The sequence below is a fragment of the Tsukamurella sputi genome (assembly GCF_007858445.1).
GTDB classification, from domain to species: Bacteria; Actinomycetota; Actinomycetes; order Mycobacteriales; family Mycobacteriaceae; genus Tsukamurella; species Tsukamurella sputi.
In genome coordinates this window covers 289,377-305,729 of sequence record NZ_VIGV01000003.1, presented here as the reverse complement: position 1 = coordinate 305,729, position 16,353 = coordinate 289,377, and the positions used below count along the sequence as shown (strand labels likewise).

Genomic DNA, 16,353 nt, shown 5'->3' with positions numbered 1-16,353 from the left:
CGCGTCCCCTCCGTTCAGCCCGCCAGCTCGATCGAGCCGCCGGGGATGGCGTCGATCAGCTTGCGCGTGTAGTCCGACGTCGGGTTGTCGTACACCCGATCCGTCGGCCCCTGCTCCATCACCTTGCCGCCCGCCATCACCAGGGTCTGGTGGGCGATCTGCTTGACCACCGCCAGATCGTGCGTGATGAACAGGTAGGTCAGCCCCAGTTCCTGCTGCAGCCCCTCGAGGAGCGTGAGGATCTGCGCCTGCACGAGCACGTCGAGCGCGGAGACCGCCTCGTCGAGCACGATCACCTCGGGATTGAGCGCGAGCGCCCGGGCGATGGCCACGCGCTGCCGCTGACCGCCCGACAGCTCGTTCGGGTACCGGTGCATGGTGTCCACCGGCAGCGCGACCATCTCGAGCAGTTCCTTCGCCCGGTCCACGCGCGAGGCCTTGTCCCCGATACCGTGCACCACCAGTGGCTCGGTGATCGCCCGGTAGATCGAGTACATCGGATCCAGCGAGCCGTACGGATTCTGGAAGACGGGCTGTACCCGGCGCCGGAACTCCTTGGCCTCCGCCCCACGGATCGTGGTGACGTCCTTGCCGTCGAATTCGACGGTGCCGCCGGTCGGCTCGAGCAGGCCGAGCACCATGCGCGCCACCGTCGACTTACCCGAACCGGACTCGCCGACCACCGCGGTGGTGGTGCCGCGCAGCATGGTGAAGCTGACATCGTCGACGGCGCGGAAGTCGCTGCTCTGGAAGGGCAGCGAGCCACGGATCGGGAAGTCCTTCACCAGGTTCGAGGCGACGACGACCTCCGCCGGCCCCGTCGACGCGGCGTCCCGCACCCCGTCCCGGACGGTCTCGGCCTCGACCTCCGCCTCCCTGACGTCGGTCACCGCGGCGGCGACCGGGGGCGACTCCGCGCGCCGCGCGGACAGTGACGGCGCCGCAGCCACGAGACGCTTCGTGTACTCGTGCTGCGGATCCTGCAGGATCTCCAGCGCGGGACCGGATTCCACGACGCGGCCCTTGTACATCACGACGAGGTGACTGGCACGTTCGGCGGCCAGGCCCAGGTCGTGCGTGATGAGCAGCACCGCCGTGCCCAGATCCGCGGTGAGCGTGTCCAGGTGGTCCAGGATCTGTCGCTGCACCGTGACGTCGAGCGCGGAGGTCGGCTCGTCCGCGATGAGCAGCTTCGGCCGGCAGGCCAGGCCGATCGCGATGAGCGCGCGCTGCTTCATGCCGCCCGAGAACTCGTGCGGGTACTGGTTCACCCGCTTGTCGGGGTCCTTCATCCCGGCCTCAGCCAGCAGCGCGATCGCCCGCTTCTTGGCGTCGCCCTCCTCGGCGTTGTTGGCCTTGAGGGTCTCCCGGATCTGGAAGCCCACGCGCCACAGCGGATTCAGGTTCGTGTTCGGGTCCTGCGGGACCAGGCCGATGCCGCTGCCGCGGATCTTCTGGAAGTCCTTCTCCGAAGCCTTCGACAGGTCCTGGCCGTCGAAGACGATCTGCCCGCTCGCGACCCGGCCCGTGCCCTGCAGCAGGCCCATCACGGCAGCCGCCGTGGTGGACTTGCCCGAGCCGGACTCGCCGACGATCGCCACCGTCTGGCCGGGGTAGACCGTCAGGTTGGCGCCCCGCACCGCGGGGACCGGCTTGCCCTGCACCTCGAACTCCACGACCAGGTCGCGGATCTCGAGGAGCGGGCTCGGGGACTTGCCGAGAGCCGTGGCGACCTTGTCCTTGATCTTGCCCAGACCGTGCTTGTGCTCGTCGGACATCAGCGCTTCCTCGCCTTCGGATCAAGTGCGTCGCTGAGCACGTCACCGAGCATCATGAACGTGAGCACGGTGATCGCCAGTGCGGCAGCGGGATAGAACAGGATCGGGGTGCCCTCGCGGAGCAGTTGTTGGCCGGCGGAGATGTCCATGCCCCACGAGACCTCCGTCGTCGGCAGGCCGATCCCCAGGTACGAGAGCGTGGCCTCGGTGACGATGTAGATGCCGAGCGCAACGGTGGCGACGACGATCACCGGACCGAGGCAGTTCGGGATCACGTGCGTGAACAGCGTCCGGACCTTGGAGGCTCCCAAGGACTTCGAGGCGTCGATGTACTCCTCGTTGCGGATCGAGATGGCCGCCGACCGCGCGATACGGGCGATCTGCGGCCAGCTGAAGATCGCCAGCACCACGACGACCGAGTAGATCGTGCGGGAGCTGACCATCTGCATCACCACGACGGCCGCGAGCATCAGCGGAACGCCGAAGAAGATGTCCGCGAGGCGCGCGATCACCGAATCGAGCCAGCCCCCGTAGAAGCCGGCGGTCGCACCGAGCAGGCCGCCGACCACGACGACCGCCGCGGTGGTGAGGACGCCGACGATGACCGACGCCCGGGCGCCGTAGACGGTCCGCGCGAAGATGTCGTGCCCCTGCAGGTCCGTTCCGAACCAGAACTCGCCGCTCGGTGGGAGCAGGGATCGATCCAGCGAGGCGTAGTAGGGGTCCTTCCCGAAGGCGAAGACGCTGGGGAAGAGGACGACCAGAACGATCAGGGTGAGGAGTGCGACGCAGACCCAGAACAGCTTCTTGCCGCGCAACTCGAGCCATGCGGACTTCCAGAAGCCCGCGGGCGCGGAGTCCGCGTCGACGGCGTCGATGGCGCCGACGAGCACGTCGTCCGCCGCGGCGACGAAGCGTTCCTGTCCGGGGTAGGTGTGATTGTCAGGCATAGCGGATCCTCGGGTCGAGGGCGGCGTAGAGCAGGTCGACCACCACGTTGGAGATCAGGTAGATCAGGATGAGCACGGTGACGAACGAGACGACCGTCGGAGCCTCGCCGCGGATCACCGCCTGGTAGATGGTGCCGCCCACGCCCGGGACGTTGAAGATGCCCTCGGTGACGAGTGCGCCGCCCATGAGCGCGCCGATGTCGGCGCCCAGGAAGGTGACCACCGGGATGAGCGAGTTGCGGAGCACGTGCACCAGGACGACGCGCGACCGGGGCAGGCCCTTGGCCGTCGCCGTGCGGACGTAGTCGGCGGTGAGGTTCTGCGAGACCTGCGACCGGGTGAGTCGCACCACGTAGGCGAAGGACACCAGTCCGAGCACGATGCCCGGCAGAAGCAGGTGGTAGAAGTCCAGGTTGCCGCCGACGGTGACGGGGAACCACTGCAGCTTCACACCGAAGACGAACTGGGCGATGAAGCCGAGCACGAAGATCGGTACCGCGATGATGATCAGCGAGACGAAGAGGACGGTGGTGTCGAACCACTTCCCCTTCCGCAGGCCCGCGAGAACGCCGAAGAAGATGCCCAGCACGGCCTCGACGACGAGGGCGATGAGCGCCAGGTTCACGGTGACCGGGAAGGCGCGCTTCATCACGTCCCACACCGGCTGGCCGGAGAAGGAGGTGCCGAAGTCCAGCGAGAAGACGCCCTTGATGTAGTACCAGTACTGCACCAGGAAGGGCTGGTCGAGGTGGTACTGCGCGCGCAGGCCCTCGACGACGTCCGGTGGCAACTGGCGGTCGCCGCCGAGCGCGGCGATCGGGTCGTCCGGGATGAGGAAGACGAGTGCGTAGATCAGCAGTGTGGCGCCGAAGAAGACGATCACCAGCTGACCGAGGCGACTGAGGAGATATCGCAGCATCGGTGTTACTCCTTCGTGGTGTTCGCGTAGTCGGCCTCGCCGTTCCACGTCAGTGTGGACTGCACGCCCTCACCTCGTGCCCCGACGGCGAAGTAGTCCCAGAGCGGCACGACGGGCATGTCACGCAGGAGGATCTCCTGCGCCTCGTTCGCCAGGCGGTTCGACGCCGCCGGATCGGTCACCTGTTCCGCCGCGCGGATCTTGGCGTCGTACTCCGGGTTGTTGTACACCGGGTCGTTCGAGCTCCCCGTGCTCAGGTACTGCGGGCCGAGGAAGTTGAGCAGCGACGGGTAGTCGGCCTGCCATCCGGTGCGCGCACCGGATGTGAGCGACCGTGCGGTGACCTCCGTACGGATCTGCTTGAAGGTGGCGTACGGCTTACCGATCGCCTCGATACCCAGGGTGTTCTTGATCTGGTTCGTCACCGCCTCGATCCACGTCTGGTGCCCGCCGTCGGTGTTGTACGCGATGGGCAGGGTGCCGCTCCACGGCCGGATGGCGTTCGCCTGTGCCCAGAGCTGCTTCGCCTTTTCGGGGTTGTACTTGACGGTCTCGTTCCCGGGGATGTTCGGATTCCATCCGGGGATCGATCGCGCCGTGAACTCGAGAGCCGGCTTCCGCGACCCGAAGAACACCTTGTCGATGATCAGCTGCCGATCGATGGACATCGAGATGGCCTGGCGCCGCAGGCGTCCCTCTTCGTCGTACTTGAAGTGATCGAGGTACTCCGGAATCGAGAAGGCCTGGGTCTGCGCCGTGGACCGCTCCATCGCGCGGGCGCCGAGCACCTTCTTGTAGGAGCGCTGCGCGCTGGGCGGCAGGATCTCCATCACGTCGAGATTGCCCGACTGCAGATCCGCGTACGCCGCGTCCTGCGTGGCGTAGAGGACGAACGACAGGCCGCCGTTCTTCGGCTTCGGACCCTTGTAGTCGTTGTTGCGCACGAAATCGGCCTGGACGTTGTGGCGCCACTGCGTCATCTTGTACTGGCCATTGCCGATCGGGTTCTGCCCGAACTTGTCCTTGCCCTCGGTGAAGAAGACGTCGGGCAGCGGCATGAACGGGTAATGCCCGAGGCTGAGCTTGAAGTCGATGTTCGGCTCAGTGAGATCGATGGTGAACGTGTAGTCGTCGATCACCTTCAGCCCACGCATCTCGTCGACGGTCGAGCCCTTCTTCGCGACGTCCTCGAAGCCGTCGATCGCCGCGAAGAAGTCCTGCTGCTTCTGCAGGTTCTTGACGTTGGCGCCGAAGTTCCAGGCCCGCACGTAGTTCGAGGCCTTCACCGGCGTGCCGTCCGTGAAGGTCCAGTCGCGTTTGAGCTTGACCGTGAAGTGCTTGTTGTCCGTGGTGTCCACGGCCTCGGCGTTCGCGAGTTCGGCGGTGCCGTCCGCCTGGTACTCGTACAGACCGGTGAAGAGCGCGCGCAGCATGCGCCCACCCATCTGCTCATTGGTGTCGGTCGGCACGAGACCGTTCTGCGGCTCACCCGCGAACGCGCGGATCACCGCGTCCGGCCCCGTCTTGTTGACGGTGCGCGCACCGTCCATGCTGCACCCGGACACCGCCAGGCTCGCGGCGACGGCGACGGCGAGGATCGCCCGCGTCGTCGACCACCGCTTACTTCGTATTCTCACAACTACCTCCGCCGGAGTTGGCCAGTTCAGTGCACAGCACTTTAAGCGCACCTCAGGACTCTGTCCCGGCAATGCCCGCCGTCGACTCCGGTCCGGGCGTGTTCGCACCGCGCACCGTCGTCTCGGGGTATAAGAGGAGGGCAACCCCGTGCAACCCCGGCCTTCGGCGTCCCAGATTCGGGAAAGCCCCGCCCGGTCCCTCACGGGGTACCTACGATTGACCCATGACTGATTCCGCGACAGCCGCTTACCCGCCCTCCGCTGAATTCGCCGCTCAAGCCAATACGCACGGCAGGGACTTGTACGACCGTGCCGATGCGGACCGCCTGGGCTTCTGGGCCGAGCAGGCCAACCGCCTGCACTGGAACACCCCGTTCGGCGAGGTCCTGGACTGGAGCGGCGCGCCGTTCGCCAAGTGGTTCGTCGGTGGCGAGCTCAACGTCGCCTACAACTGCGTGGACCGGCACGTGGACGCGGGCAACGGCGATCGCGTCGCGATCCACTGGATCGGCGAGCCCGGCGACAGCCGCGACCTCACCTACTCCGACCTCAAGGACGAGGTCAGCCGCGCCGCCAACTACCTCACGTCGCTGGGCCTCGAGCCCGGTGACCGCGTGGCGATCTACATGCCGATGGTCCCCGAGGCCATCGTCTCGATGCTCGCGTGCGCACGCCTGGGCCTGACCCACTCCGTCGTCTTCGGCGGCTTCTCCGCCGCGGCCCTGCGCTCGCGCGTCGACGACGCCGAGGCCAAGGTCGTCATCACCACCGACGGCCAGTTCCGCCGCGGCAAGCCCGCGCCGCTCAAGGCCAACGTCGACGAGGCCCTGGACATGGAGATCGACGGCCGGAAGGCCCAGTCGGTCCAGAAGGTCATCGTCGTGCAGCGCTGCAAGAACGACATCGACTGGCACGACCGCGACGTCTGGTGGCACGAGTCGGTGGGCGCGGCATCGCCGGAGCACACCCCGCAGCCCTTCGACGCCGAGCACCCGCTGTTCCTGCTCTACACCTCCGGCACCACCGGCAAGCCGAAGGGCATCGTCCACAGCTCGGGCGGGTACCTGACGCAGGCCGCGTACACGCACCACTACCTCTTCGACCTCAAGCCGGAGAAGGACGTGTACTGGTGCACCGCCGACATCGGCTGGGTCACCGGCCACACCTACATCGTGTACGGGCCGCTCGCGAACGGCGCCACGCAGATCGTCTACGAGGGCACGCCGAACTCGCCGAACGAGCACCGCCACTTCGAGATCATCGAGAAGTACGGCGTCTCCATCTACTACATCGCGCCCACCCTGGTGCGCACGTTCATGAAGTGGGGCCGCGAGATCCCCGACGCGCACGACCTCAGCTCGATCCGCGTGCTCGGGTCCGTCGGCGAGCCGATCAACCCCGAGGCGTGGCGCTGGTACCGCGACGTCATCGGCGCCGGCTCGGCCCCGATCGTCGACACCTGGTGGCAGACGGAGACCGGCGCGGCCATGGTCGCCCCGCTCCCCGGCACCACCACGCTCAAGCCCGGCTCGGCCATGGAGCCCGTGCCCGGCATCAGCGCCAACATCGTCGACGACGACGGGAACACTCTGCCCCGCGGCGAATCCGGCCTGCTCGTGCTCGACAAGCCGTGGCCGGCCATGCTGCGCGGCATCTGGGGCGATCCGGAGCGCTTCGTGGACACCTACTGGTCGCGCTACGCCGATCAGGGCTGGTACTTCGCGGGCGACGGTGCGCGGTACGACGAGGACGGTGCCCTCTGGGTGCTGGGCCGCGTCGACGACGTCATGAACATCTCGGGCCACCGCATCTCGACCGCCGAGGTCGAGTCGGCGCTCGTCGGGCACCCGGCCGTGGCCGAGGCGGCCGTCGTGGGCGCCTCGGACGCGACGACGGGCCAGGCCATCGCGGCCTTCGTCATCCTGCGCCAGGGCGTCGACGACTCCGATCCCGCCAAGCTCATCGCGGAGATGACCGCCCAGGTCAGCAAGGACATCTCGCCGATCGCCAAGCCGCGCGAGATCAACATCGTGCCCGAGTTGCCGAAGACCCGCTCCGGCAAGATCATGCGCCGCCTGCTCCGCGACGTGGCCGAGGGCCGCGAGCTGGGCGACACGTCGACGCTGGTCGATCCGACGGTCTTCGAGAACATCCGCAAGCAGCGGAGCTGAATCACCTGGCATCTCGCGAACGAGGGCGGTAACGTCCGGTAGCTGTGTCGTCGCACAACGCGGCCGTGGTTCCCGGGCGTGCCGCCCTCCTTCGTACCGTCCGATCCGCCGTCCTGCCGTACGCGCGCCTGACGGTGGCCGGTTTCCGCCAGCAGTCCACCTACCTGGGCGCGGCGGCCGCGGGCGTGTTCACCAACTCCGTCTTCGGCTTCGTCAAGATGGCGATCCTGCTCGCCACGCTGCAGGGCGCGGGCGGCGCCGCCGGCGGTTACACGCCGCAGCTGATGGTGAGCTACATCTTCCTGTCCCAGGGCATGCTCGCCGCGATCGGCGCGTTCGGCCCGGATCTGGGCCTGTCCGAGCGGATCCGCAGCGGCGACATCGCCATCGACTTCCTGCGACCGCTGGACGTGCAGTGCGCATCACTCGCCTCCGTCCTGGGCGGGGCGCTGTACTCGCTGATCCCCCGCGCCCTACCGCTCGTGGTGATCGGCGCGGCCACCGGCATGATGGCGTGGTCCTCGCAGCCGCTCGCCTACCCCCTCGGCGCCATCAGCGTGCTGCTGGCGATCCTGTTGGCGCAGGCGCTGCTGTACTGCGTGCAGATCGTCGGCTTCTGGGTGGTGGACACCCGCGGTATCCGCATGTTCTACGTGGTGGTCTCGAGCTTCCTCATGGGCATGTTCGTGCCGGTGGGCCTGTTCCCGCACGGGCTCGCGACGTTCTCGGAGTTCACGCCCTTCGCATGGATCCTCATGCCGCCGTGCGATATTCTCTCCGGTCGCATCGACGACGGTGCCGCCCTCACGACCATCGGCATACAGGTGATGTGGACGCTCGTCGCTCTTCTGCTGGGCCGCTTCCTCACCGCCGCGGGGCGCCGCCGCTTGGAGGTCCAAGGTGGCTGACCGTCCCACCGCGCTCGCGCCGTATCGCACCGTGTTGCATTCCCGCATCCAGGAGCAGCTCAGCTACCGCGCCTCGCTGGCCATGGATCTGCTCGCCTCGCTGTTGCTCGGGCTGGTGGAGCTCGGAGAGGTCTGGCTGCTGTTCCACAACGCCACGGTGATCGGCGGACTGAGCTTCTCGGCCGTCCTGCTCGTCTTCGCGCTCGCCGATCTGTCGTTCTGTTGCGCAGACATCCTGTTCGGCCACCTGGACAAGCTGCCGCGCTTCGTGCGGGCCGGGACGATCGACGTCTTCTACCTGCGGCCGCAGCCGATCCTCGTGCAGCTCATGACCAGCGACATCCGCATCCACCGGCTCACCCGCCCCGCTGTCAGCCTCTTCGCGCTCTGCTACGCCCTCACCCACAACGCGATCGAGTGGGGGCCGGGCACCGTCGGCATGCTGATCCTGGCGCTGGTCTGCGGGCCGATCATCTACTCGGCGGTCTTCGTCATCGCCGCGGGATTGCAGTTCGTCCTCGTCAACGGCGGTGAGTTCACCAACTCGTTCGTCTACGGCGGCCGCTACGCGGCGAGTCAGCCGGCGTCGGTGTGGCCGACGGCGATCAAGGTGTCCTTCGGCTTCCTGCTGCCCCTGGCGTTCACGGGCTACCTTCCCGCGCTGTACATCCTGAACCAGCCCGGCCAGGGCCTTTTCCAACCGGGCCTGGCGTGGGCGCTACCCCTGGCCACCGCGTGGGTGATGATCCTGGCGGGCGTGACCTGGCGGTTCGGGCTACGGCACTACCGAGGAGCGGGCGGATGACCGGCGAACCTATCATCGAGACGCGGGCGCTCACCCGGACCTTCGTCAAGCGCGGCTGGAACGGACGCACCAGGACCGTGACGACGGCCGTCGACCACCTCGACCTCACGGTCGTCCCGGGCGAGTCCGTCGGGTACATCGGCGCGAACGGCGCCGGGAAGTCCACCACGATCAAGATGCTCATGGGCATCCTCGTGCCCACCTCGGGGACGGTGCGCACCGTCGGGCTCGATCCCCTGGCCCGACGGCGCGACGTGGCCCGCCGGGTGGGCGTGGTCTTCGGGCAGCGGTCGCAGCTGTGGTGGGACCTGCCGACCGGGCGGTCACTGGAGATCCTCGCCGCCGTGCACCGCCTCCCCGACCACGTGGCGAAGGAACGGGCCGACCGGCTCGTCGAACACCTCGAACTGGGCGACTACCTCGACCGTCCGGTGCGGCAGCTCAGCCTCGGCGAGCGGATGCGCGCCGAAGTCGCCGCCTCGCTGATGCATTCGCCCGAGCTGCTGATCCTCGACGAGCCCACCATCGGCCTCGACGTGCTGAGCAAGCAGCGCCTGCGCGAGTTCCTCATCGCGGAGCGCGCCGAACGCGGGCTCACCCTGCTGCTCACCACGCACGACATGGGCGACGTGGAGCGACTGTGCGAGCGGATCCTGGTCGTCGATCACGGGCGCACCGCCTTCGACGGCGACCTGGACGGCCTGATCGGTACCGTCGGCGCCGCCCGCGTGCTCGTGCTCGACCTGGACCGGCCCACCCCCGATCTCCAGGTCGACGGTGCGCGGCACCTCGCCAGCGAGGGCGGGGGCCTGCGTCAGCGGCTGGAGCTGAGCGCGCCGCTGCCGCAGGTGCTCTCGGCCGTCGCCGAACGGGCGACGGTGCGCGACCTCACCGTCGAAGAACCCGACATCGAGGATGTGGTTCGTCGGCTCTACGCGCGCTCGCGACCGAACACCTGATCGCGCAGCACATCGATCGGATCGCCGCCGCCGCGTGCCGGCAGCGGACCGGCCTCCGGCACGCCGAGCGGCCCGGTCAGGTCCTTCTCCCAACGGGTCCAGTCGGTGACGGCCCAGCGCTCGGCGATGGCCCACCGTCCGTCCCGGCGTTCGAACCGGTCCACGTAGCGCAGGCCCAGCGTGAGGTACGCCTGCAGATCGGCGCCCGGCGCGGACCAGTGCGTCGCGGTGCAGTAGGTCTCGACCACGGCGACGGCGCCGCGCACCTCGCACAGGTGGTTGCCGACCTGGTGATGCGTGCCGCCGAGCGACTCCAACTGCCCGCGCACCCAGGGCACGTACTCCTCGACGGGACCGTCGAAGCCGGTGTGGTGATCAACGGCGCCGGGGTGGTAGCAGGCACGGACCGCCTCCGGGTCGAGGCGATCGATGCCGCGGCAGTAGCGCAGCACCACGTCGTGGATCTCCGCGCGGGCGAGCAGGTCATCGACGGTCATGGCCCCCAGTGGACCACGCGGGCGCGAACCGGTAGGCAGTATCCATGGGTTTCACCCGCGAGCAGTTGCTCGCCTACTCGGATACGACGGTGCCCGACCTGATCGGGCCCGGCTGCCGGCTGCTCTTCTCCGGCATCAACCCCGGACTGTGGACCGCCGCGACCGGCGCACACTTCGCCCGGCCCGGCAACCGCTTCTACCCGGCGCTGTACGCGGCGGGCATCGTGGACCATGTCATCGACGCCACCGACGGGATGAGCTTCGCCGACCGCAACGCGCTGGTGCACGCCGGGATCGGCATCACCAACGTCGCGCCGCGGGCCACGGCCAAGGCGAGCGAGCTGACGTCCGAAGAACTGCGGGAGGGCGGCGAGGCGCTCGTCGAGCGGGTGCACCGGGTGGCCCCGCGGATCCTCGCGGTCCTCGGGATCACCGCCTACCGCACCGCCTTCCACGAACCGAAGGCCGGTACGGGGCCACAGGAGCGCACCATCGGCGAGACGCAGGTGTGGGTCCTGCCCAACCCCAGCGGTCTCAATGCGCACGAGACGGTCGCATCCCTCTCGGCGGCGTACCGTCGGGCCGCCGAGGCGGCGGGCATCAGCCTCGCTGCACCGCGTCCGCCCGGACCTGCACCAGCGTGAGATCGAGCAGGGGCGTGGCGACGCCGAGGTCGCGCGCCCGCGCCGCCAGGTCACCCAGGATGTGCTCCGCCTCGTTCGGCAGGCCCGCGAGCAGATCCCGGTAGAGCGACGAGGTCATCGCCGAATCCGGATCCAGCAGTACTGATTCCGTCCGCTCGTGCGACTGCGCGGGAACCGGGTGCTCCGCGGCGGCGGCGACCGCCTCCGTCTCCGCGATGATCGCCCGGACGTGCGATTCCCCGCCCGCGCGCAGCACCGGCCCGACGGGGCTGCGGAACAGGCAGCACACGATGCCGGCGGCCGCGATGAACGCCCACTTCGCCCACAACGCGCCGGTGACGTCCGCGCTCACGGCGAGCCGGATGCCGGGCACGTCGAGGGCGCGCGCGACCTCGGGCGCACCGTCGCCGATCGTGAGGTCGGACCAGCCGGTCAATTGGACCACCGCACCGTCGTCGAGGGTGGCGACGATCATCGCGAGCGCGCCCAGCACGCGCGGCCCGAACTCCCGCTCCAGCCGAGCGAGGTGGGCGAGGCCGTTGAGGATGGGCAGGACGACGGTCCGCTCCCCCACCGCGGGGCGGAGATCGCCGATCGCGGCCTCGAGCGCGGGCGCCTTCACCGTGAGGATCACCAGGTCGAAGACCTGCGGCGCCGCCGCGAGCTCCTCCGCGGTGAGCACGGCGACCTGATGGGTGCGCGTGCCGTCCGGGGCGGTGAACCGCAGCCCATCACGCCGGAGCGCGGCGGCGCGCGCCGGGCGGACCAGGAAGGTGACCTCCCGGCCCGCCTCGATCAGGCGGGAGCCGAAGGCCCCGCCCGTCGCGCCCGCGCCCACGACGAGGATCCGCACGACTAGACCTTGTCGAGTTCCACGTCACGCGTCTCGTGCATCAGCAGGAGCGCGATCAGCGTCGCGCCACCCGCGATCGCCAGGTACACGCCCACCCAGCCGACGCCGTAGTCGCTGACCAGCCAGGTGGCGATGAAGGGCGCGATGGCGGCGCCGAGGATCGACGCGAAGTTGTACGAGATGCCGCTGCCCGTGTAGCGGACGTTGGTGGCGAAGAGCTCCGGCAGGACGGCGCTCATGGGGCCGAAGGTGAGGCCCATGAGCGTGAGGCCCGCGATGAGGACGGCGAGCATCGTGCCCTGGGTCGTGGTGGCCGGGTCGAGGATCCACCGGAAGGACAGGCCGTAGGCGATGATCGCGAGCGTCACCACGATGAGCACCTTGCGGCGGCCGATGCGATCGGCGAAGTACCCGGACACCGCGACGAAGGCGGCGAAGAACAGCACCGCGATGAGCTGCATCTCGAGGAAGTCGATGTAGGAGATGCCGAGCTTGAGGCCCGACTTGTCGACCACCTTGCCGGTGCCGTAGGAGACGATCCACGTGGTCACCAGGTAGAACAGCGTGTACGTCGCGACCATGACGAAGGTGCCGATGATGAGCGGGCGCCACGCGGTGCGCAGCACCTCGCCCAGCGGCGCCTTGACCTTCTTGCCGTCCTCGACGGCCTTCGCGAAGACGGGGGTCTCCGTCAGCTTGAGACGGACGTACAGGCCCACGAGCACCATCACGGCCGAGGCGAGGAACGGGATGCGCCAGCCCCACGTCATGAAGGCGTGGTTCGACGTGGAGGTCTTCGAATCGAAGTCCATCAGCTGCATGATCACCAGGAAGGTGCCGTTGGCCAGGAAGAAGCCGAAGGGCGCGCCCAGCTGCGGCCACATCGCCGCCCACGCGCGCTTGCCCGGGGCCGCGGTCTCCGTCGCCAACAGTGCCGCGCCCGACCACTCGCCGCCCAGGCCCAGGCCCTGCGCGAAGCGCATCACCGCGAGCAGCGCCGGCGCCCAGTAGCCGACCTGGTCGAAGGTCGGGAGCACGCCGATGAGGAAGGTCGCGATGCCCATGGTGAGCAGCGAGCCCACCAGGGTGGCCTTGCGGCCCACCCGGTCACCGAAGTGGCCGAACAGGATCGACCCGAGCGGACGCGCCGCGAAGGCGAGGCCGAAGGTGGCGAACGAGGCGAGCAGCGCCGCGGTGTCGTCGCCCTTCGGGAAGAACAGGGTGGGGAAGACCAGCACGGCCGCGGTCGCGTAGATGTAGAAGTCGAAGAACTCGATGGTGGTGCCCACCATGGAGGCGACGACGATTCGCCTGCGATTCATTGCGCAGAGATTACGCCGGGCATGCAGGGCCGACAGCGGTGACCCGGGTCACGAAGGGTGCCTGCGGTACCGTCGACCGATGAACGACGCACCGCCCCGGTTCCGGGCCTCACGGGCGTTGATCCGCTTCCTGCGCACCGAGACAGTCGGCGGCACAGCCCTTCTCATCGCGGCGGCGATCGCGCTCCTGTGGGCCAACTCGCCCTGGTCCGAGAGCTACGCCCACCTCGCGGAGATCACGCTCGGCAGCGACGACTGGACCGTCTTCGGCTACCCCCTGCACCTGCAGCTCTCCCTGGCCGACTGGGCCAAGGACGGACTGCTCGCGATCTTCTTCTTCGTGGCCGGCCTGGAGCTCAAACGCGAGCTCGTGGTGGGCGAACTGTCGACGCTGCGCGGCGCCGCGCTGCCGGTGCTGTGCGCGGTGGGCGGCGTCGTCGTGCCCGCGATCATCGCCTTCGGCATCGCGCGCGACAATCCGCACATCGGCAGCGCCTGGGCGATCCCCATCGCCACCGACATCGCCTTCGCTCTGGGCATCCTCTCGCTGATCGGGTCGCGGCTGCCCTCGGGCGCGCGGGTCTTCCTGCTCGGTCTGGCCGTGGTCGACGACCTGATCGCCATCGCCGTGATCGCGGTCCTCTTCGCCGGCGACCTCAAGGCCGGCTGGCTGGCCGTCGCGGCCGTCGGCTGCGCCCTCTACTGGTTCGGGCAGCACTGTCGGATCACCACGCCCCTCTACTACGTGCCGATCGCGATCGTGGTCTGGATCGCGATCCTGCAGTCGGGCGTGCACGCGACCATCGCCGGGGTTGCGCTGGGCCTACTCACCCGCGTGAAGCCGGACCCGGGCGAGCAGGAGTCGCCTGCGGAACGGCTCGAGCACCGGATCCAGCCGGTCTCGGCCCTGATCTGCGTTCCGATCTTCGCCTTCTTCGCGTCCGGCGTCGCCGTGAACGGCGAGGTCTTCCGCGAGCTGTTCACCGACCGACTCGCCCTCGGCATCATGATCGGCCTGTTCTTCGGCAAGATCATCGGCATCTCGGGGGCCAGCGTGGTCGCGGTGAGACTGCGGTTGGCGGAACGCCCGGAGGGACTCGACAACCGGGACATCCTGGCGCTCAGCGTGCTCGGGGCCATCGGCTTCACCGTCAGTCTGCTGGTCGCCGAGCTCGCCCTGCCCGAGGGCGAGGCCGACCTCGCCAAGGCCGCGGTCCTGCTCACCTCGGTGGTGGCATCGGTGGTCGGGGCGCTGCTGCTGCTTCGGCGCGGACGGGCGCACGCGGCCGGGTGACGGGACCGTGCGCGCCGAAGAGGTCGACACGTCGTGGTCGCGCGGACACGCCGGGGTGACCTCTGGCACGATGACTGATAACTAGAGGAGGACGACAGTGAGCTTGGACAGCACGCCCACCGGCGGGACCCAGCGGACGCTCTCCGCGATCCCGCTCACCGACCCCAACGTGACCGCCTCGGGCGATCCCACGATCGGCAGCCTCGTGCGGGACGCATCGGCGCAGGTCTCATCGCTGGTCCGCGCCGAGGTCGAGCTGGCCAAGGCCGAGACCATGCGGGACGTCAAGAAGGCGGCCACGGGCTCCGCGTTCTTCGCCGTGGCCGGCGTCGTGGCGCTGTACTCGTCGTTCTTCTTCTTCTTCTTCCTCACCTGGCTGCTCAACGTGTGGCTGCCGATGTGGGCGGCCTCACTCATCGTCTTCGTCCTGATGCTGCTCGTGGCGGGCGTCGCGGCCTTCTTCGGCTACCTCAAGGTCAAGCGGATCAAGGGACCGCAGAAGACGATCGCCTCGCTCAAGGAGTCGCAGTCGATCCTCAAGGGCGATCTGGACCCGGCGGTCGCGCTCAAGCAGCCGGCGGGCGCACCGTCGGCCGTCACGCGCCGCTGACCCGCACGACCGAGGCAACCCCGGTGACCAGTCCCGATCCGTCGAGCGTCCGGTTCCCCGGCCCCTGGGAGCACCTCGACGTGCGCGCCAACGGCATCCGGCTGCACGCCGTCGAGTACCGGCCCGAGGGGTCCGATCCCGATCTCGACCGGCCGCTCGTCGTGCTGCTGCACGGCTTCGGCGGCTTCTGGTGGAGCTGGCGGCACCTGCTGCCACAACTGCACGACGCGGGCTACCGCGCCGTCGCCTTCGACCTGCGCGGCTACGGCGACAGCGACAAGCCGCCGCGCGGCTACGACGGTTGGACGCTGTCCGGCGACGTCGCAGGTCTGGTCCGCGCGCTCGGCCACACGTCGGCGGCGCTCGTCGGGCACGGCGAGGGCGGCCTGGGCTGCTGGGCCACGGCCACCCTGCACCCCCGGCTGGTCTCCGCGATCGCGGTGATCTCCTCGCCGCACCCGATCGCGCTCAAGCGGTCCGCCCTGCGCAACAAGGACCAGCGCTCCGCCATGCTCGGGCCCATCACCTTCGCGCAGCTCCCCCGGGTCGCGGAGGACCGCCTGACCCGCGACGACGGTGCCGAGATCGGCGCCCTGTACGCCGCCCGCAGCGGCTCCACCTGGCGACGCACCGCCGACTACGCCGAAGCGCTCACGCAGTACCGCAGCGCCATCCGCATCCCCGGCACCGCGCACTGTGCCCTCGAGTACGCGCGCTGGGCGTGGCGCAGCCAATTCCGTCCCGACGGCAGCCGGTTCCTCAGCAGCATGAACCAGCGGCTGCACATCCCCGTGCTCGCCTTCCGCGGCGAAGTGGACCCCTACGTGCTGCCGCAGCCCGTGTACTCGAGCCACGACTGGGCCACCGACTACCGGGTCCGGGCCGTCGAGAACGCCGGGCACTACGCGCACGAGGAGGCGCCCGGCACCGTCGGGCCGCAGCTCGCGGACTTCCTCGCGGGTCTGCCCGGACCTCGCCTGCTGCCCTGACCGGCGTGCGCGCGCCC

General features: G+C 69.1%; 15 protein-coding genes. 8 read left to right on the top strand and 7 right to left on the bottom strand.

Annotated elements, in window-relative coordinates:
* Positions 1-14 precede the first annotated feature (14 nt).
* From FK268_RS10965 to FK268_RS10950, 4 genes are read right to left on the bottom strand one after another with little or no spacing between them, the layout of a single operon-like run.
* Complete coding sequence (locus tag FK268_RS10965; protein ID WP_146433950.1) at positions 15-1,778, bottom strand: dipeptide ABC transporter ATP-binding protein; 1,764 nt, start codon at positions 1,776-1,778, stop codon at positions 15-17.
* Entirely contained in the window at positions 1,778-2,728 is a 951-nt protein-coding gene (locus FK268_RS10960; protein ID WP_146433948.1) for an ABC transporter permease, read from the bottom strand. Before FK268_RS10960 ends, FK268_RS10965 begins: the two co-directional genes overlap by 1 nt.
* On the bottom strand, positions 2,721-3,647 hold the full coding sequence (locus tag FK268_RS10955) for an ABC transporter permease (RefSeq protein WP_146433946.1): 927 nt from the start codon (positions 3,645-3,647) through the stop codon (positions 2,721-2,723). Before FK268_RS10955 ends, FK268_RS10960 begins: the two co-directional genes overlap by 8 nt.
* A 5-nt stretch (positions 3,648-3,652) precedes the next feature.
* On the bottom strand, positions 3,653-5,284 hold the full coding sequence (locus FK268_RS10950) for a peptide ABC transporter substrate-binding protein (RefSeq protein ID WP_231707030.1): 1,632 nt from the start codon (positions 5,282-5,284) through the stop codon (positions 3,653-3,655).
* Between the two features lie 224 nt (positions 5,285-5,508).
* Between FK268_RS10950 and acs the strand changes: the two genes are divergently transcribed.
* Genes acs through FK268_RS10930 form a run of 4 tightly spaced genes read left to right on the top strand, consistent with a single transcriptional unit; the run spans position 5,509 to position 10,127 of the window.
* A complete protein-coding gene (gene acs / locus FK268_RS10945; protein ID WP_146433944.1) occupies positions 5,509-7,455 on the top strand; it encodes an acetate--CoA ligase in 1,947 nt (648 codons plus the stop codon).
* A gap of 44 nt (positions 7,456-7,499) precedes the next feature.
* Complete coding sequence (locus FK268_RS10940; RefSeq protein WP_146433942.1) at positions 7,500-8,363, top strand: ABC transporter permease; 864 nt, start codon at positions 7,500-7,502, stop codon at positions 8,361-8,363.
* A complete protein-coding gene (locus FK268_RS10935; protein WP_231707029.1) occupies positions 8,356-9,168 on the top strand; it encodes an ABC transporter permease in 813 nt (270 codons plus the stop codon). Before FK268_RS10940 ends, FK268_RS10935 begins: the two co-directional genes overlap by 8 nt.
* Entirely contained in the window at positions 9,165-10,127 is a 963-nt protein-coding gene (locus FK268_RS10930) for an ABC transporter ATP-binding protein (RefSeq protein ID WP_146433940.1), read from the top strand. The genes FK268_RS10935 and FK268_RS10930 overlap by 4 nt, the downstream gene beginning before the upstream one ends.
* Here FK268_RS10930 and FK268_RS10925 read toward each other — a convergent pair.
* Positions 10,100-10,624, bottom strand: coding sequence for a nuclear transport factor 2 family protein (locus FK268_RS10925; protein ID WP_146433938.1), 525 nt, complete (start codon positions 10,622-10,624; stop codon positions 10,100-10,102). The two genes, FK268_RS10930 and FK268_RS10925, sit on opposite strands and share 28 nt — an antisense overlap.
* Positions 10,625-10,668: 44 nt before the next feature.
* Between FK268_RS10925 and mug the strand changes: the two genes are divergently transcribed.
* A complete protein-coding gene (gene mug, locus FK268_RS10920) occupies positions 10,669-11,268 on the top strand; it encodes a G/U mismatch-specific DNA glycosylase (protein ID WP_146433936.1) in 600 nt (199 codons plus the stop codon).
* Here mug and FK268_RS10915 read toward each other — a convergent pair.
* Together FK268_RS10915 and FK268_RS10910 are read right to left on the bottom strand one after the other, a co-directional pair.
* On the bottom strand, positions 11,225-12,121 hold the full coding sequence (locus tag FK268_RS10915) for a 2-dehydropantoate 2-reductase (protein WP_146433934.1): 897 nt from the start codon (positions 12,119-12,121) through the stop codon (positions 11,225-11,227). The two genes, mug and FK268_RS10915, sit on opposite strands and share 44 nt — an antisense overlap.
* A 2-nt stretch (positions 12,122-12,123) precedes the next feature.
* Positions 12,124-13,443, bottom strand: a complete 1,320-nt coding sequence (locus FK268_RS10910) for an MFS transporter (protein WP_146433932.1) — start codon at positions 13,441-13,443, stop codon at positions 12,124-12,126.
* A 79-nt stretch (positions 13,444-13,522) separates the two neighbouring features.
* Here FK268_RS10910 and nhaA point away from each other — a divergent pair, with 79 nt between their 5' ends.
* The 3 genes from nhaA to FK268_RS10895 all read left to right on the top strand — a co-directional run bounded on the left by nhaA (position 13,523) and on the right by FK268_RS10895 (position 16,336).
* The gene (gene nhaA / locus FK268_RS10905) at positions 13,523-14,737 is read left to right on the top strand and encodes a Na+/H+ antiporter NhaA (protein ID WP_146433930.1); all 1,215 of its coding nucleotides are present in this window, start codon (positions 13,523-13,525) and stop codon (positions 14,735-14,737) included.
* Positions 14,738-14,834: 97 nt separating this feature from the next.
* Entirely contained in the window at positions 14,835-15,347 is a 513-nt protein-coding gene (locus FK268_RS10900) for a phage holin family protein (protein WP_146433928.1), read from the top strand.
* Positions 15,348-15,370: 23 nt separating this feature from the next.
* Complete coding sequence (locus tag FK268_RS10895) at positions 15,371-16,336, top strand: alpha/beta fold hydrolase (RefSeq protein WP_146433926.1); 966 nt, start codon at positions 15,371-15,373, stop codon at positions 16,334-16,336.
* Positions 16,337-16,353 lie beyond the last annotated feature (17 nt).